Source organism: Gordonia sp. SID5947 (assembly GCF_009862785.1).
Lineage (GTDB): Bacteria > Actinomycetota > Actinomycetes > Mycobacteriales > Mycobacteriaceae > Gordonia.
In genome coordinates this window covers 3,007,810-3,024,469 of the sequence record NZ_WWHU01000001.1, presented here as the reverse complement: position 1 = coordinate 3,024,469, position 16,660 = coordinate 3,007,810, and the positions used below count along the sequence as shown (strand labels likewise).

Below are 16,660 nucleotides of genomic sequence, written 5' to 3'. Positions count from 1 at the left end.
GTGGCAACGCCTCTCGTAAAGGGATACCGGTGAAACGAGGCAGAGATGAGACGTTGGTCCTCCCTTGCGGTGGCGGTGCTGGCGTGTGTCACCGCTGTCGTCCTCGGCCGGCAGTCGGATGCTCACGCGGCGCCGTTCCGGACGGTTGCGGTCGAGCCGGATCTCGCTGCCTGTCACGGCGAACCGGCCGCCGCGAACAATGCCGCGTGCGCAGCGGCACTGACCAGGCTGTGGCTGGGCCATCGAGGACGGTCGTCGGTGGTCCGGGAGACGGTGATGGTCCAGAATCCGGGCGCCGGGGTGTCGTGGAACTCGGAGAACAGTGACATCTGTGTCTACGCCGAACTCGGGACGCTGCTCAACCTCGGGCTGCATCATTGCGACAAGACCACATTTTTCAATCCCCAGACCGATGCCGCTCTCATCTCGACGCGCAACCGGGCGGTGACCACTTTCGTCCACGAGTCGAGTCATGGAGTTCAGGAAAGCATCGGTCTGAAACCGGTGTCCACCACCGTTTTCGGCCCTGCCGACGACATACGCCGCCTGGAGTTGGCAAGTGATTGCTGGTCTGGTGCCGGGTGGACCTGGCTGATCGCGCAGGGGCATCTGACACAGTCGGATCTCGGCCAGGCGACGGCGTTCATGTATTCCCTGCCCGATCGGGCGACGCACGGCAGCGGGGCCGAACGGGGACAGGCTTTCGAGCGTGGCGTCGCCGAGGGGGTCGCGGCCTGCGATGAGATACTGGGCAGGTCCGCCTACACCTAGACGTATCTGCGTCACCGATGCGCGACCACGGGGAGAGATCCATGACCACCGCCTACGACTTCACCGCCGACAACATCGATGGCAGCCCAGTTCCTCTGTCCGATTTCGCCGGCCTGCCACTCCTCGTCGTGAACACGGCCTCCAAATGCGGTTTCACACCGCAGTACGAAGGGCTCGAGGCATTGCACCGTGAGTATGCCGGCCAGGGGTTGCGGGTGCTCGGCTTCCCGTGCGACCAGTTCGCACATCAGGAGCCGGGGAATGCGGAGGAGATCAAGAACTTCTGCTCGCTGACCTATGACGTGACGTTCCCGATGTTCGCGAAGGTCGACGTCAACGGCCCCGACGCACACCCGCTCTATGCGTGGCTGCGTTCGGAGAAGCGGGGCCTGCTCGGAGGCCGGATCAACTGGAACTTCACCAAGTTCCTGATCGGCCGTGACGGCAGGGTCGTCGATCGATTCGCCCCGACCACCAAGCCTGCCGGGCTGACCGGGGCGATCGCCAAGGTGCTCTGACGCTACCCCTTGCATGCAAGCTTGCATGCAAGGGGTAGCGTACCCGCATGACCACCAGCACCGGGCCCGTGGCTGCCGAACGGGCCTATGCCCACACCAAGGCGCTGATCATCAGCGGAGAGCTGCCGGGCGGCGCGCTGGTGAGCGAGGGTGCGATCGGTGCCGAACTCGGGATCAGTCGAACTCCCGTCCATGAGGCGTTCCTTCTGCTCAGCGCCGAGCAATTGATCGAGCTCGTCTCGCGGAAGGGTGCGATCGTGCGGCCGATGTCGCACCGCGAGGCCGCCGATGTACTGGCGATGCGCAAGGGGATCGAGGCGGCGTCGGCGTCCCAGGTGTTCGCTGCCGGCGGCCCGGGAGAACGGTGTGCGGGTCTGTTGGCGGACAACCTGAATCGGCAGCGCGAGTATGTCGATGCCGGGGACGTCTCCGGATTCGTCGCTGCCGACGACGACTTCCATGCGCTGATGGTGGAGGCATCCGGAAATCCGGTCGCGCAGCACTTCTACGAGGAACTGCGGAGTCGTCAGCAGCGCCTGCGCAACCTGTTGCTCCGGGTGGATCCGGCCAATCTGATGTCGTCCTACCGTGATCACCGGGAGCTCGCGGACTGCTTTCTCGCGGGTGACGCGACACGATTCGCCGACTCACTCGACGCCCATCTCAATCGGTACCAGGGCGCGATATGAGTCTGGGAACTCAATCACGTTCTCCCGCGGTCGACGCCGAAGCAGGCCGCCGGGTACCACCGTGGGTGCTCGTCTTCGGGGCGGTGTTCGTCTGTTCCTGGGCGGGCAACCAGTTCAGCCCGATGTTGCTGTTGTACAAGGAGGCCGAACACTATTCGGCCGGAACGGTCACGAGTTTCCTGGGCGTCTATGTGGCCGGGCTGGCGCCGGCGCTGATCATCGCGGGCGCTGTTTCCGACCATGTTGGCCGGCGGGTTCCGATGTTCTGGGCCGTGTGTTTCGGTCTGACGGGCAGTGTGCTCCTCGCGCTCGGCGAACTCGGTTCCGTCCCTATCTATCTCGGCCGCCTGGTCTCCGGTGCGACAGTCGGCACGGCGATGGCCGTCGGGACCACCTGGCTCAAGGAGCTGTCCGGAAAGCCATACGACTCCGGCGCCGATACCGGCGCCGGAGCACGTCGTGCATCGCTGGCCTTCACCCTCGGCTCCGCGCTGGGCGCACTCGTGGCCGGCAGCATCGCGCAGTGGGGGCCGTGGCCCGAGGTGGTGCCCTACGTGATCCACGTCGCGGTCACGCTGCCGTTCCTCTGGCTGGTCCGACGCCCGCCCGAGACGTGCTTTCCCGGTGCGGATCGCCCGCCCCTGCGGACTCGCATGACGGTCCCGTCGGCGCGGCACCGGCGGTTCCTTCGTGTGGTGGTGGTCTGCGGCCCATGGCTTTTCGTGGCTTGCGGGCTCTCGTACGGTTATCTGCCGGTCCTGCTCGGGGATGCGGCGGGTGGCCTCGGACTCGCGTACGCGACGACGCTCAGCGTCATCGCACTCGTTTCCGGTGCGGTCATCCAGCCCGTCGCCAAGCGGATCGACTCGTCCTCCAGTGCGCGCGGGATCGTGGTGTCGCTCGCGACGCTCACCGTCGGCATGCTGGTGATGATGACGGCGGTGGCGACCGGTCAGCTGGTCATCGGTGCCGCTGCGAGTGTGGTGTTCGGCGCAGGTTTCGGAATCGGCCTCGTATCAGGTCTTCTCGAGGTCCAGCGCATCGCTCCGGCAGCCGATCTCGCGAAGCTCACCGGGGTCTTCTATGCCGTCGCCTATCTGGGGTTCGCCGTCCCGACGGTCCTCGCCGCGTTGACCCCGCCGTTCACCACCATCGAGTTGCTCACCGCGCTCGTGGTGCTCCTGATCATCTCGACGCTGGTGGTGCTGGTCAGCTATCGGAAGCATCTGCCGGCATCCGGCTCGTGACCGTGAACAGCGGGACGATGCAGGTACGGACGATTTCGGCGATGTCGTCGTCGGAAACCCGTCCGTAGACGAGGGTGTCGTGGCGCAGGACGGTCAGCGGCATGGACAAGACCCGGGGTGGGAGAGGCGAGTCGCCGAGCTCTCCGCGCGCGCGGGCCTGTGCGAGAATCGGGCTGAGCACATCGCTGATGCGGTCGGAGAACAGTGACTGCCCCAGCCGGAGTCGTCGGGCCGGAAGTCGGCCAGGAGTCCGGCCACCATTTCCCGACGCCGGTCGAGGATGTCCCGCCCACCCCTGAGCGCGAGTTCGAGATCGCCGGTCAGGCTACCGGTGTCGACCGTGAAGGTCAGATCGATCTGCTCGTCGGCCGCCATCGCGGCGAGCACCATCTGGGCCTTGGTGGCCCAACGTCGGTACAGGACGGCTTTTCCGGTGCCGGCGGCCGCCGCGATGCCTTCGTAGGTGATGCTCGTGTACCCATGACGATCCACCTGCTCGCGGACCGCGTCGAGGATCGCTCGCTCGAGTTCGGGGCCACGCCGTCGGTGAGTCGACATATCCACCTCCAGAGGAAACGTTGCGTTTCTTATCCCCGGACTCTACACTTCGGTTATTAGGAAACGAAGCGTCTCTTAGGGGTGAATGTCATGGCATTGCCGACGTCGAATGGGGCAGGGCAGATGTCCCCGCGAAAGATGATCGGACTGATCGTGGGCATCGCGGTGCTGCTGACCCTCATGGTCATCGCGTTCGCGCTGCCGGCCGCGCGGTCGACGCCTCACGACGTCCCGGTCGGCGTGGTCGCGGCGCCGGCGCAGGCCGCCCATTTCGCGGAATCCGCAGATGGTTTCGCGGTCACGTCGTATCCCGACCAGTCGTCGGCGACCGACGCGATCCTCGATCGAGAGATCTACGGCGCGGTTGTCTTCGGCGCGAACGGGCCGGAGACCGTGGTGGTGTCGAGTGCCGCCAGTACCGCGGTCGCCACTGTGCTCGGGACGGTGGGCAGGCAGATGGGTGTCACCACTCAGCCCATCGACGTGCAGGGATTCCCCGCCGACGACCCGAAGGGCGCGGGTCTCGCGGCAGGGGCTCTCCCGCTCGCGTTGGGCGGCTGGATCGGTGCCATGGTGATCATGCTGCTCATCCCCGGCAACCGCGCTCGTCTGGTGGCCGCCGCAGGTGTTTCGGTCGCCGGCGGGCTGGCGTTGGTGGCCACCCTTCAGTTCGTCATCGGGACATTTGACGGAAACTACTGGGTGACCAGCCTGGCGGCCCTGTTGGGCATCGCGGCCACGTGTTTCATGGTTCTCGGTCTCCGTGAACTTCTCGGCGGAATCGGTCTCGGCATCGCCGCAGTGCTCTTGATCTTCTTGGGGAATCCGTTGTCGGGGTTGTCCAGCGCGCCCGAACTGCTTCCCGCGCCCTGGGGGACGCTCGGCCAGCTGCTGCCACCCGGCGCGACCGGGATGCTGCTGCGCGACGTCGTCTTCTTCGAGGGACATGGGATCGCGCGATCGATCATCGTGCTGTGCGCCTGGCTGACGCTCGGACTCGTGCTCTACGGGGCCGGCGTTGTGCGAGCGCGGCGCACCCGGCAGAACGAGTCCGGTGGCGAGGGCGCGCCGGCCGACGGGACCGTGCCCGCCGGAGCGGCGAGCTGAGCACCGGCGGATCTCACCGGAACCGCCGGCCGCTCATGAGACGAGTTCGGCAAGTGGCACTTCCGGATTCGCGAGCCTGTCGGTGTCGACCGCGGTCCCGGCGGTGATGAGCTTCTTGATCTCCTCGAGCTGATCCCAGATGTTGACCTGCATCCCCGCGAGGACACGCGCGTCTCCGTCGAGCCAGAACACGACGAACGCCCGCGCCGGGACGTCGCCGCGGAACACCACCTGTTGGTAGCCCGTCGACAGTCCGGCGTACTCCATCCCGAGGTCGAACTGGTCGGTGAAGAAGTAGGGGAGATTCGAGTACTTCTCGTCGCCACCGAGCATGTTGGCGACGGCCACCGCCGGCTGGTTGAGCGCGTTGGCCCAGTGCTCGGTGCGGACCCGGGTGTGCAGGAGCGGATGCTCGGCATTCGCGATGTCGCCGACCGCGAAGACGTCGGGATCACTGCTCCGCAGACCGGCGTCGACCACCACGCCGCCGCCCGCGGTCGCGAGCCCGGCGTCTTCGGCGAGTTCGATGTTCGGCGATGCGCCCGCCGCGATCAGCACCACCTCGGCGTCGATGGTGTCGCCGTCGGCAAGCCGGAGGCCCCGCGCGGCACCGCCGTCGGTGACGACCTCCGCCACCTCCACGCCGGTCCGGAGGTCGACCCCGTGCTCGCGATGCAGATCTGCGAACACCTCGGCGACCCGCGAACCCAGGATGGTCAGCAATGGTTGAGACGCGTACTCGGCGACGGTCACCTCCGCGCCGCGCTGTCGTGCGCTCGCCGCGACCTCCAGGCCGATCCAACCACCCCCGACGATCGCGACCCGCGTCGTGTCGGTGATCGCATCGCTCAGACGCTGGGCGTCGTCGATGGTCCGCAGGTAGTGGACACCGTCCGCGTCGGCACCCGGGAGGTCGAGGCGGCGTGATCGAGAACCGGTGGCCAGCAACAGTTTGTCGTAACCGATGCCGCTTCCGTTGGGAAGTCCCACGATCTTGTCCCCGACGTCGATCTTCTCGATGACGGTGCCTGGGCGGAAGTCGATCCTGTTGTCGCGGTACCAATCTCCGTCGTGAACGGTGAAGTCGTCCAAGAATTTCCGACCTGCCAGGAACTCCTTGGACAGCGGCGGTCGCTCGTAGGGCAGACGCTCTTCCGCGCCGAACAGGATCACGTCTCCGTCGAAATCCTGTGCGCGCAACGCCTCGGCCGCTTTTGCACCGGCCAGGCCGCCGCCGACGATCACGATCGTGGTCACGAGCATCGCCTCCCTCTTGCGTGCGATGCAGACGATGACCTGCACCGGCTCTCGGGTTCGTGCGTCTGTGCCCGACTCTACTCGCGACGTCGGGCCTCAGAGGGGTTGCGCGATCAGCGGTCTGCCCATTCGGCGAGCGCATCGACGGTGGTGATGCGATCGATGCCGCGCAGCGCTGCACCGTGTAACGGTCCGTCGTCGCCGTGGATCCCGTCGATCACCTCGGGCGGTTGCTGCTTGCGGAACGACATCAGGCCACCGAGGTATGCGGATTCGAAGCGTTCGCGGGCCGCCGCGCGCAGCGGCGCGGCGAGACCGCCGAGCGTGACGACGTCGGGATCGTGGATGTTGACCAAACCGGCGATCCCGCGACCCAGGGAGGAACCGACCAGATCGAACGCACGCTGGATCCCGGGCCCGGTCGTGGAGCGGCGCGCGTCGAGGAGGTCGTAGGCGTAGCGCAGCGGGTTGTCGGGTGGCGGGTCCCGTAGGTGCCGGGCGAGAGCGCGACCGTCGACGCTGAGGTCCCAGCATCCATGGGCGCCGCACGGACACAGGTCCGAGGGGTCACCGAAGGGGACGTGGCCGTACTCGCCCGCGCCGCCGTGCGCGCCGATCATCGGCGCACCGTCGACGACCAGCGCGCCCCCGAGCCCGACTGCGACGATCAGGTGCAGCGCGGTACCGACGCCGCGTGCAGAGCCGGTACGCGCCTCGGCCAGCCCGGCCAGGGTCGCGTCGTTGCCGACCAGGACCGGGAGGTCGACGTCGGCCGGCAGTTCCGCGGTGACGCGCGACAGGTCGATGTCCGACCAGTCGAGCGGGGTGAACTGCACCAGACGGTCGTCGCGGACCGCGCCGGCCACCGACACGGAGACCGCGCGGAGTCGTTCGCCGTGTCGGGCGTGGATATCGCCGACGACGTCGGCGATATGGGCCAGCACCGGCAACGGATCCCGTCCCATCCGAGTGACATGGGCCTGCACCCGTGGGACACCGTCGATCTCTGCAATCGCCACTCGCCAACCGGTGAGACTGAGTTCCACCGCGATCACGAGCGGGCCGGCTGGGTGCGTGTGCAGAACGGTGGTCGGCCGGCCTCGCCCATGGGCCGGGGCGGGGCTCTCGTCGAGCAGCTCCGCACGGCGCAGCCGGGCCAGCAATTCGGTCGCCGCACCGCTGCGGATACCGAGTTCCTGAGCGGCCGACGCCCGTGTCACACCCGGCCGGGTGCGCACCACCTCGATCAGACGGGCTGCCGTCAGCCAGCGGGTGGCAGACGGACCGGCGGACGGGGTCGACATCGGGTCATCCTCGCATTTTCAATAAACTCGTATGACGAGTATATTCGCATGATGCTCACGACCAGCGCCGATGCGCCGGACACCCGTCAGGGAGTCCGGCACAACGTGCCCGCCCTGGCATCCCTCGCGGTTGCCGGATTCCTCGCGGTCACCACGGAGATGTTGCCGGTCGGTCTGCTTCCCGCGATCGGCGATGCATTCGGAGTGGACGATTCGGTCACCGGTCTGCTGGTGACCGTCTTCGCGGTGATGGTCGCCGTCTTCGCTGTGCCGCTGACCATCGCCACCAGGCGATTCGACCGCAAGCGGCTGATCATCGCGACCGTGGTCGGGTATCTGATCAGCAACCTGTTGATCGCGACTGCGCCGAGTTTCGCCGTCGTGGCCGCGGGACGGGTGGTCGGCGGACTGGCGCATGCCCTGTTCTTCTCGGTGTGCATCGGCTACGTCCCGCGGCTCGTCGAGAAGCGCCAGGTCGGACGGGGCCTCGCTGTCGTCGCCGGCGGAACCACGGCGGGCTTCGTTCTGGGTGTGCCGCTGTCGACGGCCCTGGGCTCGGTGATCGGCTGGCGCAACGCATTCGTCGCGCTCGCCGTGGTCGCGCTCGTCGCATTGGTCCTGATCACGCGTCTTCTTCCGGCCGTGAACGGCGCCGCGCCCGGCCGCAGGATCGAGAAGCCAGGCGCGCGGGCAGACCTCGGTGTGGTTGTCACGTCGAACACGCTGACCTTCATCGGTCAGTACACGCTCTACACCTACATCAGTGTCGTCCTGCTCGATGCCGGTGCGCAGGAGTCGTGGATCGGACCACTCCTGCTGCTGTGCGGTCTCTGCGGTCTGATCGGACTCGCGGGCGTGGGCCGCACGATCGATCGTCGCCCACGGACCACGGTGCTCACCGTGCTGGTGCTGCTGGCGGCGACCATCCTCGCAGTGGGGTTGTCGCACCGGTGGTTCATGGTGCTGGTGGTCGCAGTGGCCCTGTGGAACGGACTCTTCGGTGGAGTGCCGTCGATGTACCAGTCCGCCGCGGTCCGTGCGCTCACGGATGCGCCCGAGGTCGCCGGCGCCTGGATAAACGCGACGTCCAACATCGGCATCGCGCTGGGCGCGTTGATCGGCGGATCGTTGCTGGGGTCGGATTCGGCCACGGTCCATCTGGCGTGTGTGGGCGCGGCGTTCGTCATCGCCGGGTTGGTGGTCGCAGTGATGGGACGTCGCGCGTTTCCTGAGTGACCTCGGCAGCTCGGCGGCTGCCGTTCACGGCCCCGACACGATTGACCCATCCACTTCGGGCACGGCTCCGAAACACTTCGCGTGCGACCCTCCGAAGCACCCACCGTGCCATCCGTCTGCCCTGGGCGAGAGCGAACGCGTCATGATCTGACGAGCGTGGAGACGGTGGTGCGCGCCCACGTCGCCGAACGTGCTCACCGACTCGCGGAGATCGATCGCGATCTCGTCCCGGTGACCGAGCTACTGGCCGACATGGCCTCGCGCGGCAAGCGACTTCGCGCCGCATTCTGCCTGGCCGGCGCCCGTGGAGCAGCAGGGGGAACGCTGCCGGCAGGTGCGGCCGACGTGGCCGCCGCGCTCGAACTGTTCCACCTCGCCGCGTTGGTGCATGACGACGTGATGGATCACAGCGACCAGCGGCGCGGGCTGCCGACCGTCCACCGTCGCTGTGCCGCCGAGCACCGCCGCGCCGGGCTGTCCGGTGACGCCGATGCGTACGGGGAGGCCGCGGCGATCCTCGTCGGCGACTTCTGTCTGTCCTGGGCGGACGACCTCGTCGATCATGGCTTCGTCGGCCACGACCTGCGGACGCGCATGTCGGGACGCGCGGTGTGGTCGCAGATGCGGGACGAGACCATCGGCGGCCAGTTCCTCGACGTCCTGGGACAGGCGCAGTTGAACACCTCACCACATCGGGCGCGCGTCGTCCTGCGTTTCAAGAGTGCGCGGTACACCGTGGGACATCCACTACGGCTCGGTGGCGTCCTCGGTGGTGCGGGTGAAGAACTGATGGACGCGTACGAGCGGATCGGGCTGACCGCGGGCGAGGCGTTCCAGTTGCGCGACGACGTGCTCGGTGTGTTCGGCGATCCCGGGCTGACCGGTAAGCCCGTCATCGACGACATCCGCGAGGGGAAGCGGACACTCCTCGTCGTGATCGCCGCAGAGCGCGCGAATCATGTTCAGCGGCAGCATCTTGACCGTCATCTCGGCGATCCGGACCTGACGGAGCAAGGCCTGTCCACGGTGCGCGAGATCCTCGTCGACACCGGAGCGGTGGACCTCGTCGAAGAGCGGATCGAACAGCTCACGCTGGAATCCCTTCGCATCGTGGACGAATCGACCTCGGACGCGGTGACGCGCATCGCGCTCAGGGATCTCATCGAGCGCTGCGCGTGGCGGCGCTCATGAGTGTCGCGCCCGGACGGACAGGGGTGACGTGACGGACAGCGACGAACGGCCGGTGGTCGAGATGCGGATCTGGGGTGTGGAGCACGTGCTGTCCGCGTTGCCTCGGGTGGCGCGCAGCCGATCAGCGCTGCGACAACTGCCGGGGCTCGGGTTCGGGAAGATCATGGGGACGGGATCGGCACGCACCTTCACTCCGCGTGACGCCGATCTGCACCACTGGGCGTTGTTGACGGTGTGGCACAACCCATCCGCTGCAGGGTCGGCGTCGGACGGGGTGATCCGAGCATGGGACTCGGCGTGTTCCGAACGGTTGCACGTGACGATGCGCCCGCTCACCTCCCGTGGCCGATGGGCACGCCGTGAACCATTCGGCAGGCCGTCGGAGTTCGACGATCGAGACTGGACAGGTCCGGTGGCCGCCATCACCAGGGCGCGCCTGCGGCCGACGCGGGCGATGTCGTTCTGGCGAGCGGTCCCGCCCGTCGTCGAGGAACTCGATCACTCGCCGGGTCTCCGGATGGCGCTCGGGATCGGCGAGGCGCCGGTCGGGTTGCAGGGCACATTCTCGGTATGGGAATCGAGTGAGGACCTCACGGGATTCGCCTACCGCTCACCCCGGCATCTGGCCGCCGTGCGACGCACCGATCCCGCTCGCTGGTATGCGGAGGAACTGTTCGCCCGACTCGCGGTGACCGACATCAGCGGAACCTATCAAGGTCAGACACCATGATCCCCACGACCTTTCGTCGGCGACTGCCGTCTGCCACGGCCGGCCGTGCCATCTCCGCGAGGAGGCGGTTGTCGCCGGTCGCGTGGATCCTGTTCGCGGCGGGCGTGGCGGCGCAGATCGCCTTCCCGTACACCGACGGCGGCACGCTCGTCCTCACGATGGTCAGCGTGGGGTGTCTCGCTGCCGCGGTGGTGGCGGACGCGGCGACCACCCACGGATGGAAGGCCGCGCTGAGCGTGCTGTTCGTCGCCGGTGGAGGTGGGCTGCTCGCCGAATCGGTCGGAGTCCACACCGGATTCCCCTTCGGCAGTTATGCCTACACCGGTGAGCTGGGTGTCGAGATCCTCGACGTCCCGATCGTGATCCCGTTCGCCTGGGTGATGATGTCGTGGCCCGCGCTCGCCGTGGCCCGGCGCCTGGTGGGACCGGGCCACCGCTGGGCCACAGCGTTCGTCGGCGCCTGCGCGCTCACCTCGTGGGACGTCTTCCTCGATCCGCAGATGGTCGATCAGGGGTACTGGACATGGCAGTACCCGCGCCCCGCTCTGCCCGGGGTGGAGGGCATTCCGCTGACCAACTTCGCCGGCTGGATCGTCGTCTCGTTTCTCCTGATCGCCGCGCTCGATCGCCTCATCGGGTCCACTCCGGACCTGCACTCGCCCGACGACGCGTTGCCCGTGGCCCTCTATCTGTGGACCTATTTCTCTTCGATGCTCGCGCACGCGGTGTTCTTCGGTCGACCACCCGTCGCGCTCGTGGGCGGTGTGCTGATGGGGATGGTCGCCATCCCGCTTCTCGTGTCGGTGCTGCGTGGACGTTCGGTGGGGGGTCGTCGTGCGACGTCGTGAGATCTGGGAGACGGCAGTACGTGTGGGTAGCGTTGTCGCGGTTTCGGCGTTGATGCAGACCCTGCACAATGCTTGCGTGATCCGGCGCCCGGCCGCGGGTGCATTGCCCGACACGGAAGCGCTGACAGTGCTCATCCCGATGCGAGACGAAGTCGTCAACGTGGCCGACTGCATGGACGCGGTGCTCGGCGCGCTGGGCGAATGGCCAGGTCCGGCGAGCGTGGTCGTCCTCGACGACGACTCGACCGACGGCACCGCGGAAGCGCTGGCCGACATCGCCACTCGCGACAACCGGGTGCGGGTGGTGACCGGCGCACCGGTTCCCGCCGGATGGCTGGGCAAACCGTGGGCATGTCACCAGTTGTCGAGCCATGTCGGCCACGAAGGGGTGATGGTCTTCGTCGACGCCGACGTGCGAGTCGAACCGGTTGCGTTCGTCGCGTCGGTTGCACTGTTGCGGGAAACGGGCCTCCAACTCGTCAGCCCGTACCCTCGGCAGGAAGCGCACGGGCCCGTCGAGCGCCTCGTCCAACCGTTGCTCCAGTGGTCGTGGATGAGCACCTTGCCGCTCCGTCTGGCGGAGCGCTCTGCGCGGCCGTCACTGTCTGCGGCAAACGGCCAACTGCTGGTGGCCGACGTCGCCGCTTACCGTCGTGCAGGCGGCCATTCATCCGTACGCGCGGAGATCCTGGAGGACATTGCGCTGCTCCGTGAGGTGAAGCGTTCCGGCGGAAGAGGAGTCGTCGTCGAGGGCAGTGAGGTGGCGTCGTGCACGATGTACGACGGATGGCGACAGGTGCGCGAGGGCTATCGCAAATCGCTGTGGTCGGCCTTCGGATCGTTGCCGGGCACGATCGCGGTGGTCGCCCTGCTGAATATCGCCTACGTCGTGCCGGCCGTCGCGATGCTCGGCGGGTCACGGGTCGGGTTCATCGGGTACCTGGCCGGGGTGGCATCGCGCGTGACAGTGGCGCGTACCACCGCTGGCCGGATCTGGCCGGATGTTCTCGCTCACCCGTGGTCGATCCTGGCCTTTACCGCGCTGACCGCCGATTCCGTTGTGGCGCAGCGTAGGGGATCGCTGACCTGGCGAGGGCGCAGCGTGGCGGTGGGTCGATGAGCGACATCATCGTGGTCGGGGCGGGCGTGGGAGGACTGGCGGCCGCGCTGCGGCTGCAAGCCCACGGACACCGCGTGACGGTGCTGGAGCAATCGGGCGAGATCGGCGGCAAGCTCGGGGTGATCGACGGCGACGGCTTCCGGTTCGATACCGGTCCGTCCCTGGTCACCATGCCACATGTGCTCGCCGACCTGTTCGCTTCCGCCGGGGTCGCGCTCGCTGATGCGCTCCCGCTGACGAGGCTCGACGTGGCCGCCCGGTACCGATTTCCCGATGGCACCCGACTCGACCTCCCGGGTGAGCTGACCGCGATCCCGGGTGCGCTCGACGCCGCACTCGGCGTCGGCGCCGGTGCGCAGTGGGCGGCGTTCCTCGGTCGCGCAGAACAGATCTGGGACCTCACCCACGAGGCGTTTCTCGAATCGCCGCTCGGCGTGCGGTCCCTGCTGAGACGGTCCCGGCCCGCCGATGTCGCGACCATCGCACCGTGGCGATCCCTACGGGGGCTGGGTCGGACGTATCTGAGCGATCCTCGACTGCGCATGCTGTTGGACCGCTATGCGACATACACCGGATCGGATCCGCGGCGGGCTCCCGCTGCGCTGGCTTCGGTGCCCTGGGCCGAGCAGGCGTGGGGATCCTGGTATGTGCCGGGCGGTCTCGGTCGCATCGCCGGCGCAATCGGTGATCGTCTCACGGACTTGGGTGGAGAGGTTCATCTCGACGCCGAGGTCGCCGAGCTCACCGTGGACCGTGACGGTCACATCGGCGGCGTGCGGATGGCCGACGGCGGCGTGCGGAAGGCCGACCTCGTGGTCGCCAACGCCGACGCGGCCGAGGTCTACGGACGGCTGCTGAAAACGCGGACGGCACGGCGTGTGTCGGCACGTATCCGGCGAGCGACGCCGTCTCTGTCCGGGTTTGTCATCCTTCTCGGACTCGACGACCCGCCACCCGATCACGCGCATCATCACATCCTGTTCGCCGAGGACTACGACGCCGAGTTCGACGGCGTGTTCGGACGGCGAGCGTTCGGTAGGCATGGCGCCCCGCGACCGGTTGATCGTCCGACGGTCTACATCTCGGCGCCCGACGACCCCGAGATCGTGCCGGAGCCGGGCACGGCATCGTGGTTCGTGCTCGTCAACGCTGCGCGACACGACCCGCGCAACGGTGTCGACTGGGATGCCCCGGGACTCGCCGCATCGTATGCCGATCGAGTGCTCTCGGTGATGGCCGACCGCGGACTCGACATCCGCGACCGCATTCGGCATCGCTCGATCCTGACCCCGGCCGATCTGGAACGTCGCACGATGACGCCGGGCGGTTCCATCTACGGTTCGTCGTCCAACGGACCGCGTTCGGCCTTTCTCCGCCCGGCCAACGCATCTCCGGTTCCCGGCCTGTACCTCGTCGGTGGATCGGCGCATCCCGGTGGCGGCCTGCCGTTGGTCATGATGTCGGCGGCGATCGTCGCCGACATCATCGGGCGGGCCTGACCGCATCACTCGCCCCGTTCTCTGAGGAGCGAACGCTTTCTGCCTCCTGAGGTGCGAACGTTTTCTGCCCCCTGAGGAGCGAAGCGTCACGAAGGGTACGCCGACGGTCCCACCGACGTGTCCCTGCGAATCCTCTTGCGTACCAACTCGGCGCTGATGAGGCACATCGGTAGGCCGATGCCGGGGGTGGTACTCGATCCGGCGTAGAGCAGGCCGTCGACCTTGCGTGAACGATTCGATGCGCGGAAGAACGCGCTCTGTCCGAGCGTGTGGGCGGGCCCGAGGGCACCACCGGACCAGGAGTTCAGATCTGCGACGAAGTCCGCCGGCCCCATGGTCCGCCGTACCACGATCCGCTCGGCGAGGTCGGGTATGCCGGCCCACTGCGCGACCAGATCGATGGCCCGGTCGGCAGTCTCCTCGATCAGGTGGTCGCCCTCCCGGTCGACACCGCCTGCTCCCAACCCCGGGTCCGGCGGAACCGGTACCAGGAGAAAGAGATTCTCGTGACCGTCGGGTGCCACCGTCGAGTCCGTCGCCGACGGCCGACAGACGTACAGTGACGCGGGATCGGGTATCCGGGTGGGTGTTTCGAAGATGGCGTCGAAGTTTCTCGTCCAGTCGGCGGTGAAGAAGAGCGAGTGATGACTCAGCTGCGGTGTCGCACCGCGGACCCCGAGGAACACGAGCACCGCTCCCGGGCCGGACACTGCGCGCTCCCACCGTCGCTCGGGAAAGGTCTGCAGCTCGCGCGAGAGGAGCCGGGTCTCCACGTGATGCAGATCGGCGGCGCCCACGACGATGTCGGCAGGCAGTTCCTGCTCGGTCCCGTCGGCATCACGGACGCGAACCCCGGCCACAGCTGCGCGCGGTCCGCGCGGGAATCGGCGGGTCCGTGGCGTGGTGATGATCGCGGTGGCGGCACAACCGGTGTGCACCTTGACGCCCCGCTCGGCGGCCAACGCCGACAATGCTTCCGGCAGCCGGACGAACCCGCCGTCGGGATAGCGGACCCCATCGGCGAGGTCGAGCCAACTCATCAGGTGATACATCGCGGGTGTCCGGTCCGGCGACGATCCGAGGAACACCGCCGGGTACCCGAGGATCTGCCGGAGCCTGCGGTCGGAGAACCGTTGTCGCACATGGGCGTCGAGGGTGGTGGTCAGCAGGCGGATCAAGGTGGCCGCATGCCGCAGTACCGGGAGTCCGGTGTAGGCGCCCGTGGTGTCGAAGTTCGTGTAGAGGAATCGTTGCACGGCAAGGTCGTACACTTCGCGCGCCGACGCAAGATAGTCCGTCAGGGCGGCGCCTGCGCCTGGTTCGATCGACTCGAAAAGCGAGCGGTTGCGGTCCTCGTCGCCGGTGATGTCGATGCTGTCGGCGATACCCTCGAAGAAGACCCGATAGCCGGGGTCGAGGCGGACGAGGTCGATCTGTTCCTCGGTGCTCGTACCGAGCAGCCGGAAGAAGTGGTCGAAGACCTCCGGCATCAGCCACCAGGACGGTCCGGTGTCGAACCGGAACCCCTCCTTCTCCCACGAGCCCGCGCGCCCGCCCACCTCGTCGTTCTTCTCCACCAGCGTCACTTCGTGACCGTCCTCGGCGAGCAGCGCCGCGGTGGCCAGACCGGCCACACCGCCGCCGATGATCACGATGCGTCGTCCCGACATGTCGGTCACGCCGCCGGTCCGGCCGTCGAGGGGACGCCACGGCGCATGGTGGCGGCCGCGGCGATGCGCGCCTTGGCCGGTGTCGACACACGGACACGGGTGCGGCAGGCCACCTCGGGTGGGGTGGCGCGCAGACGCCGTGCGAGTTCGGCGAACAGATCGTGAACGGTACAGACCGCGACTCGGGTCCCACCGGGGAGAAGCGGTATCGCCCGTGCCGCAGCGGTGAGGTCGCCATCGATGTCGTCGAGCCAGCGGGTCCAGGCGTCGCGCGAGGGATGGTCGGCTTCCAGTCCGATCAGATAGCGGCGGCCGAGGTCGTGATCGTCCTGGGCGAGGTCGCGGAGGAAGTTGATCTTCTGGAACGCGGCTCCCAGACGACGAGCGCCCGGGGCCAGTTGGTCATAGCGCGCCTTGCGGTGTGGCTGCTCTGCCAAAAATGCGTGGACACACATCAATCCGACGACCTCCGCGGAACCGTAGATGTAGGCGGCGAGGCTGTTCTCGTCGTGGACGGTGCAGTCGAGGTCGGCTCGCATCGATGTGAAGAACGGATCGACGAGTGCGTCGTCGATCCCGGTGCGGCGTGCGGTCCGGGCGAACGCATGCACCACGAGGTTGGTGCTCCAGCCCGAGGCCAGCGCTGCGGCCACATCGGCGGCGAGTGCGTCGAGCGCGTGGCGACGTTGCTCGACGGATTGCTCGGGTCGTGGGGCGTCGACGATCTCGTCGGCCAGGCGGACGAGTGCGTAGATGTTGTGGACGTCGCGTCGGATCGGGGGCGCAAGGAGTCGCGAGGCGAGTCCGAACGAACTCGAGTAGGAGCGGATGACGAGTGCGGCGCTCTGCGCGGCCACCTCGTCGTAGTGGCGGAAGGCGGGCGTCGCCGACTCGGCGGTTCGGCCCAGGCGCATC

16 protein-coding genes are annotated in these 16,660 nt (G+C 67.7%); 11 read left to right on the top strand and 5 right to left on the bottom strand.

Features of this window, described 5'->3' with window-relative positions:
• The first annotated feature begins 45 nt into the window (after nucleotides 1–45).
• The 4 genes from GTV32_RS13980 to GTV32_RS13965 are packed head-to-tail and all read left to right on the top strand — an operon-like array spanning nucleotide 46 to nucleotide 3,225.
• Entirely contained in the window at nucleotides 46–771 is a 726-nt protein-coding gene (locus tag GTV32_RS13980; protein ID WP_161060826.1) for a hypothetical protein, read from the top strand.
• Nucleotides 772–812: 41 nt separating this feature from the next.
• The gene (locus GTV32_RS13975) at nucleotides 813–1,289 is read left to right on the top strand and encodes a glutathione peroxidase (RefSeq protein ID WP_161060825.1); all 477 of its coding nucleotides are present in this window, start codon (nucleotides 813–815) and stop codon (nucleotides 1,287–1,289) included.
• A 47-nt stretch (nucleotides 1,290–1,336) separates the two neighbouring features.
• Nucleotides 1,337–1,978, top strand: coding sequence for a GntR family transcriptional regulator (locus tag GTV32_RS13970; RefSeq protein ID WP_161060824.1), 642 nt, complete (start codon nucleotides 1,337–1,339; stop codon nucleotides 1,976–1,978).
• Nucleotides 1,975–3,225 carry an MFS transporter gene (locus tag GTV32_RS13965; protein ID WP_161060823.1) on the top strand — a complete coding sequence of 417 codons (1,251 nt, stop codon included), beginning with the start codon at nucleotides 1,975–1,977 and terminating at the stop codon, nucleotides 3,223–3,225. The genes GTV32_RS13970 and GTV32_RS13965 overlap by 4 nt, the downstream gene beginning before the upstream one ends.
• A 93-nt stretch (nucleotides 3,226–3,318) precedes the next feature.
• Here GTV32_RS13965 and GTV32_RS13960 read toward each other — a convergent pair whose 3' ends face one another.
• A complete protein-coding gene (locus tag GTV32_RS13960) occupies nucleotides 3,319–3,783 on the bottom strand; it encodes a TetR/AcrR family transcriptional regulator (protein WP_161060822.1) in 465 nt (154 codons plus the stop codon).
• Between the two features lie 90 nt (nucleotides 3,784–3,873).
• On the opposite strand from GTV32_RS13960, the gene GTV32_RS13955 reads away from it, so the two are divergent.
• Nucleotides 3,874–4,890 (top strand): hypothetical protein, encoded by a 1,017-nt coding sequence (locus GTV32_RS13955; protein WP_202421797.1) that lies wholly within the window; start codon nucleotides 3,874–3,876, stop codon nucleotides 4,888–4,890.
• 33 nt (nucleotides 4,891–4,923) lie between these two features.
• On the opposite strand, the gene GTV32_RS13950 is transcribed toward GTV32_RS13955, so the two are convergent.
• Nucleotides 4,924–6,153 carry an FAD-dependent oxidoreductase gene (locus GTV32_RS13950; protein ID WP_202421795.1) on the bottom strand — a complete coding sequence of 410 codons (1,230 nt, stop codon included), beginning with the start codon at nucleotides 6,151–6,153 and terminating at the stop codon, nucleotides 4,924–4,926.
• A gap of 107 nt (nucleotides 6,154–6,260) precedes the next feature.
• On the bottom strand, nucleotides 6,261–7,451 hold the full coding sequence (locus tag GTV32_RS13945) for an ROK family transcriptional regulator (RefSeq protein WP_202421793.1): 1,191 nt from the start codon (nucleotides 7,449–7,451) through the stop codon (nucleotides 6,261–6,263).
• 48 nt (nucleotides 7,452–7,499) lie between these two features.
• Here GTV32_RS13945 and GTV32_RS13940 point away from each other — a divergent pair, with 48 nt between their 5' ends.
• The 6 genes from GTV32_RS13940 to crtI (GTV32_RS13915) all read left to right on the top strand — a co-directional run bounded on the left by GTV32_RS13940 (nucleotide 7,500) and on the right by crtI (GTV32_RS13915) (nucleotide 14,075).
• On the top strand, nucleotides 7,500–8,687 hold the full coding sequence (locus GTV32_RS13940) for an MFS transporter (protein WP_343287331.1): 1,188 nt from the start codon (nucleotides 7,500–7,502) through the stop codon (nucleotides 8,685–8,687).
• A gap of 168 nt (nucleotides 8,688–8,855) precedes the next feature.
• Complete coding sequence (locus tag GTV32_RS13935; RefSeq protein WP_343287330.1) at nucleotides 8,856–9,878, top strand: polyprenyl synthetase family protein; 1,023 nt, start codon at nucleotides 8,856–8,858, stop codon at nucleotides 9,876–9,878.
• Nucleotides 9,879–9,939: 61 nt separating this feature from the next.
• Nucleotides 9,940–10,608, top strand: a complete 669-nt coding sequence (locus GTV32_RS13930) for a monooxygenase (protein WP_161062534.1) — start codon at nucleotides 9,940–9,942, stop codon at nucleotides 10,606–10,608.
• Nucleotides 10,605–11,456, top strand: a complete 852-nt coding sequence (locus GTV32_RS13925; RefSeq protein ID WP_161060821.1) for a carotenoid biosynthesis protein — start codon at nucleotides 10,605–10,607, stop codon at nucleotides 11,454–11,456. The genes GTV32_RS13930 and GTV32_RS13925 overlap by 4 nt, the downstream gene beginning before the upstream one ends.
• The gene (locus tag GTV32_RS13920; protein ID WP_343287329.1) at nucleotides 11,443–12,576 is read left to right on the top strand and encodes a glycosyltransferase; all 1,134 of its coding nucleotides are present in this window, start codon (nucleotides 11,443–11,445) and stop codon (nucleotides 12,574–12,576) included. Before GTV32_RS13925 ends, GTV32_RS13920 begins: the two co-directional genes overlap by 14 nt.
• Complete coding sequence (crtI, locus tag GTV32_RS13915; protein WP_161060820.1) at nucleotides 12,573–14,075, top strand: phytoene desaturase family protein; 1,503 nt, start codon at nucleotides 12,573–12,575, stop codon at nucleotides 14,073–14,075. The genes GTV32_RS13920 and crtI (GTV32_RS13915) overlap by 4 nt, the downstream gene beginning before the upstream one ends.
• 86 nt (nucleotides 14,076–14,161) lie before the next feature.
• On the opposite strand, the gene crtI (GTV32_RS13910) is transcribed toward crtI (GTV32_RS13915), so the two are convergent.
• Both crtI (GTV32_RS13910) and GTV32_RS13905 read right to left on the bottom strand, forming a co-directional pair.
• Nucleotides 14,162–15,745 (bottom strand): phytoene desaturase family protein, encoded by a 1,584-nt coding sequence (crtI, locus tag GTV32_RS13910; RefSeq protein WP_161062532.1) that lies wholly within the window; start codon nucleotides 15,743–15,745, stop codon nucleotides 14,162–14,164.
• 5 nt (nucleotides 15,746–15,750) lie between these two features.
• On the bottom strand, nucleotides 15,751–16,659 hold the full coding sequence (locus tag GTV32_RS13905) for a squalene/phytoene synthase family protein (protein ID WP_161062531.1): 909 nt from the start codon (nucleotides 16,657–16,659) through the stop codon (nucleotides 15,751–15,753).
• Nucleotide 16,660 lies beyond the last annotated feature (1 nt).

Bases quoted from the DNA above. Each gene is read 5' to 3' on its own strand.
- GTV32_RS13980 (WP_161060826.1), top strand. From the start codon at position 46: ATGAGACGTTGGTCCTCCCTTGCGGTGGCGGTGCTGGCGTGTGTCACC.
- GTV32_RS13975 (WP_161060825.1), top strand. From the start codon at position 813: ATGACCACCGCCTACGACTTCACCGCCGACAACATCGATGGCAGCCCA.
- GTV32_RS13970 (WP_161060824.1), top strand. From the start codon at position 1,337: ATGACCACCAGCACCGGGCCCGTGGCTGCCGAACGGGCCTATGCCCAC.
- GTV32_RS13965 (WP_161060823.1), top strand. From the start codon at position 1,975: ATGAGTCTGGGAACTCAATCACGTTCTCCCGCGGTCGACGCCGAAGCA.
- GTV32_RS13960 (WP_161060822.1), bottom strand. From the start codon at position 3,783: ATGTCGACTCACCGACGGCGTGGCCCCGAACTCGAGCGAGCGATCCTC.
- GTV32_RS13955 (WP_202421797.1), top strand. From the start codon at position 3,874: ATGGCATTGCCGACGTCGAATGGGGCAGGGCAGATGTCCCCGCGAAAG.
- GTV32_RS13950 (WP_202421795.1), bottom strand. From the start codon at position 6,153: ATGCTCGTGACCACGATCGTGATCGTCGGCGGCGGCCTGGCCGGTGCA.
- GTV32_RS13945 (WP_202421793.1), bottom strand. From the start codon at position 7,451: ATGTCGACCCCGTCCGCCGGTCCGTCTGCCACCCGCTGGCTGACGGCA.
- GTV32_RS13940 (WP_343287331.1), top strand. From the start codon at position 7,500: ATGATGCTCACGACCAGCGCCGATGCGCCGGACACCCGTCAGGGAGTC.
- GTV32_RS13930 (WP_161062534.1), top strand. From the start codon at position 9,940: ATGCGGATCTGGGGTGTGGAGCACGTGCTGTCCGCGTTGCCTCGGGTG.
- GTV32_RS13925 (WP_161060821.1), top strand. From the start codon at position 10,605: ATGATCCCCACGACCTTTCGTCGGCGACTGCCGTCTGCCACGGCCGGC.
- crtI (WP_161060820.1), top strand. From the start codon at position 12,573: ATGAGCGACATCATCGTGGTCGGGGCGGGCGTGGGAGGACTGGCGGCC.
- crtI (WP_161062532.1), bottom strand. From the start codon at position 15,745: ATGTCGGGACGACGCATCGTGATCATCGGCGGCGGTGTGGCCGGTCTG.
- GTV32_RS13905 (WP_161062531.1), bottom strand. From the start codon at position 16,659: ATGCGCCTGGGCCGAACCGCCGAGTCGGCGACGCCCGCCTTCCGCCAC.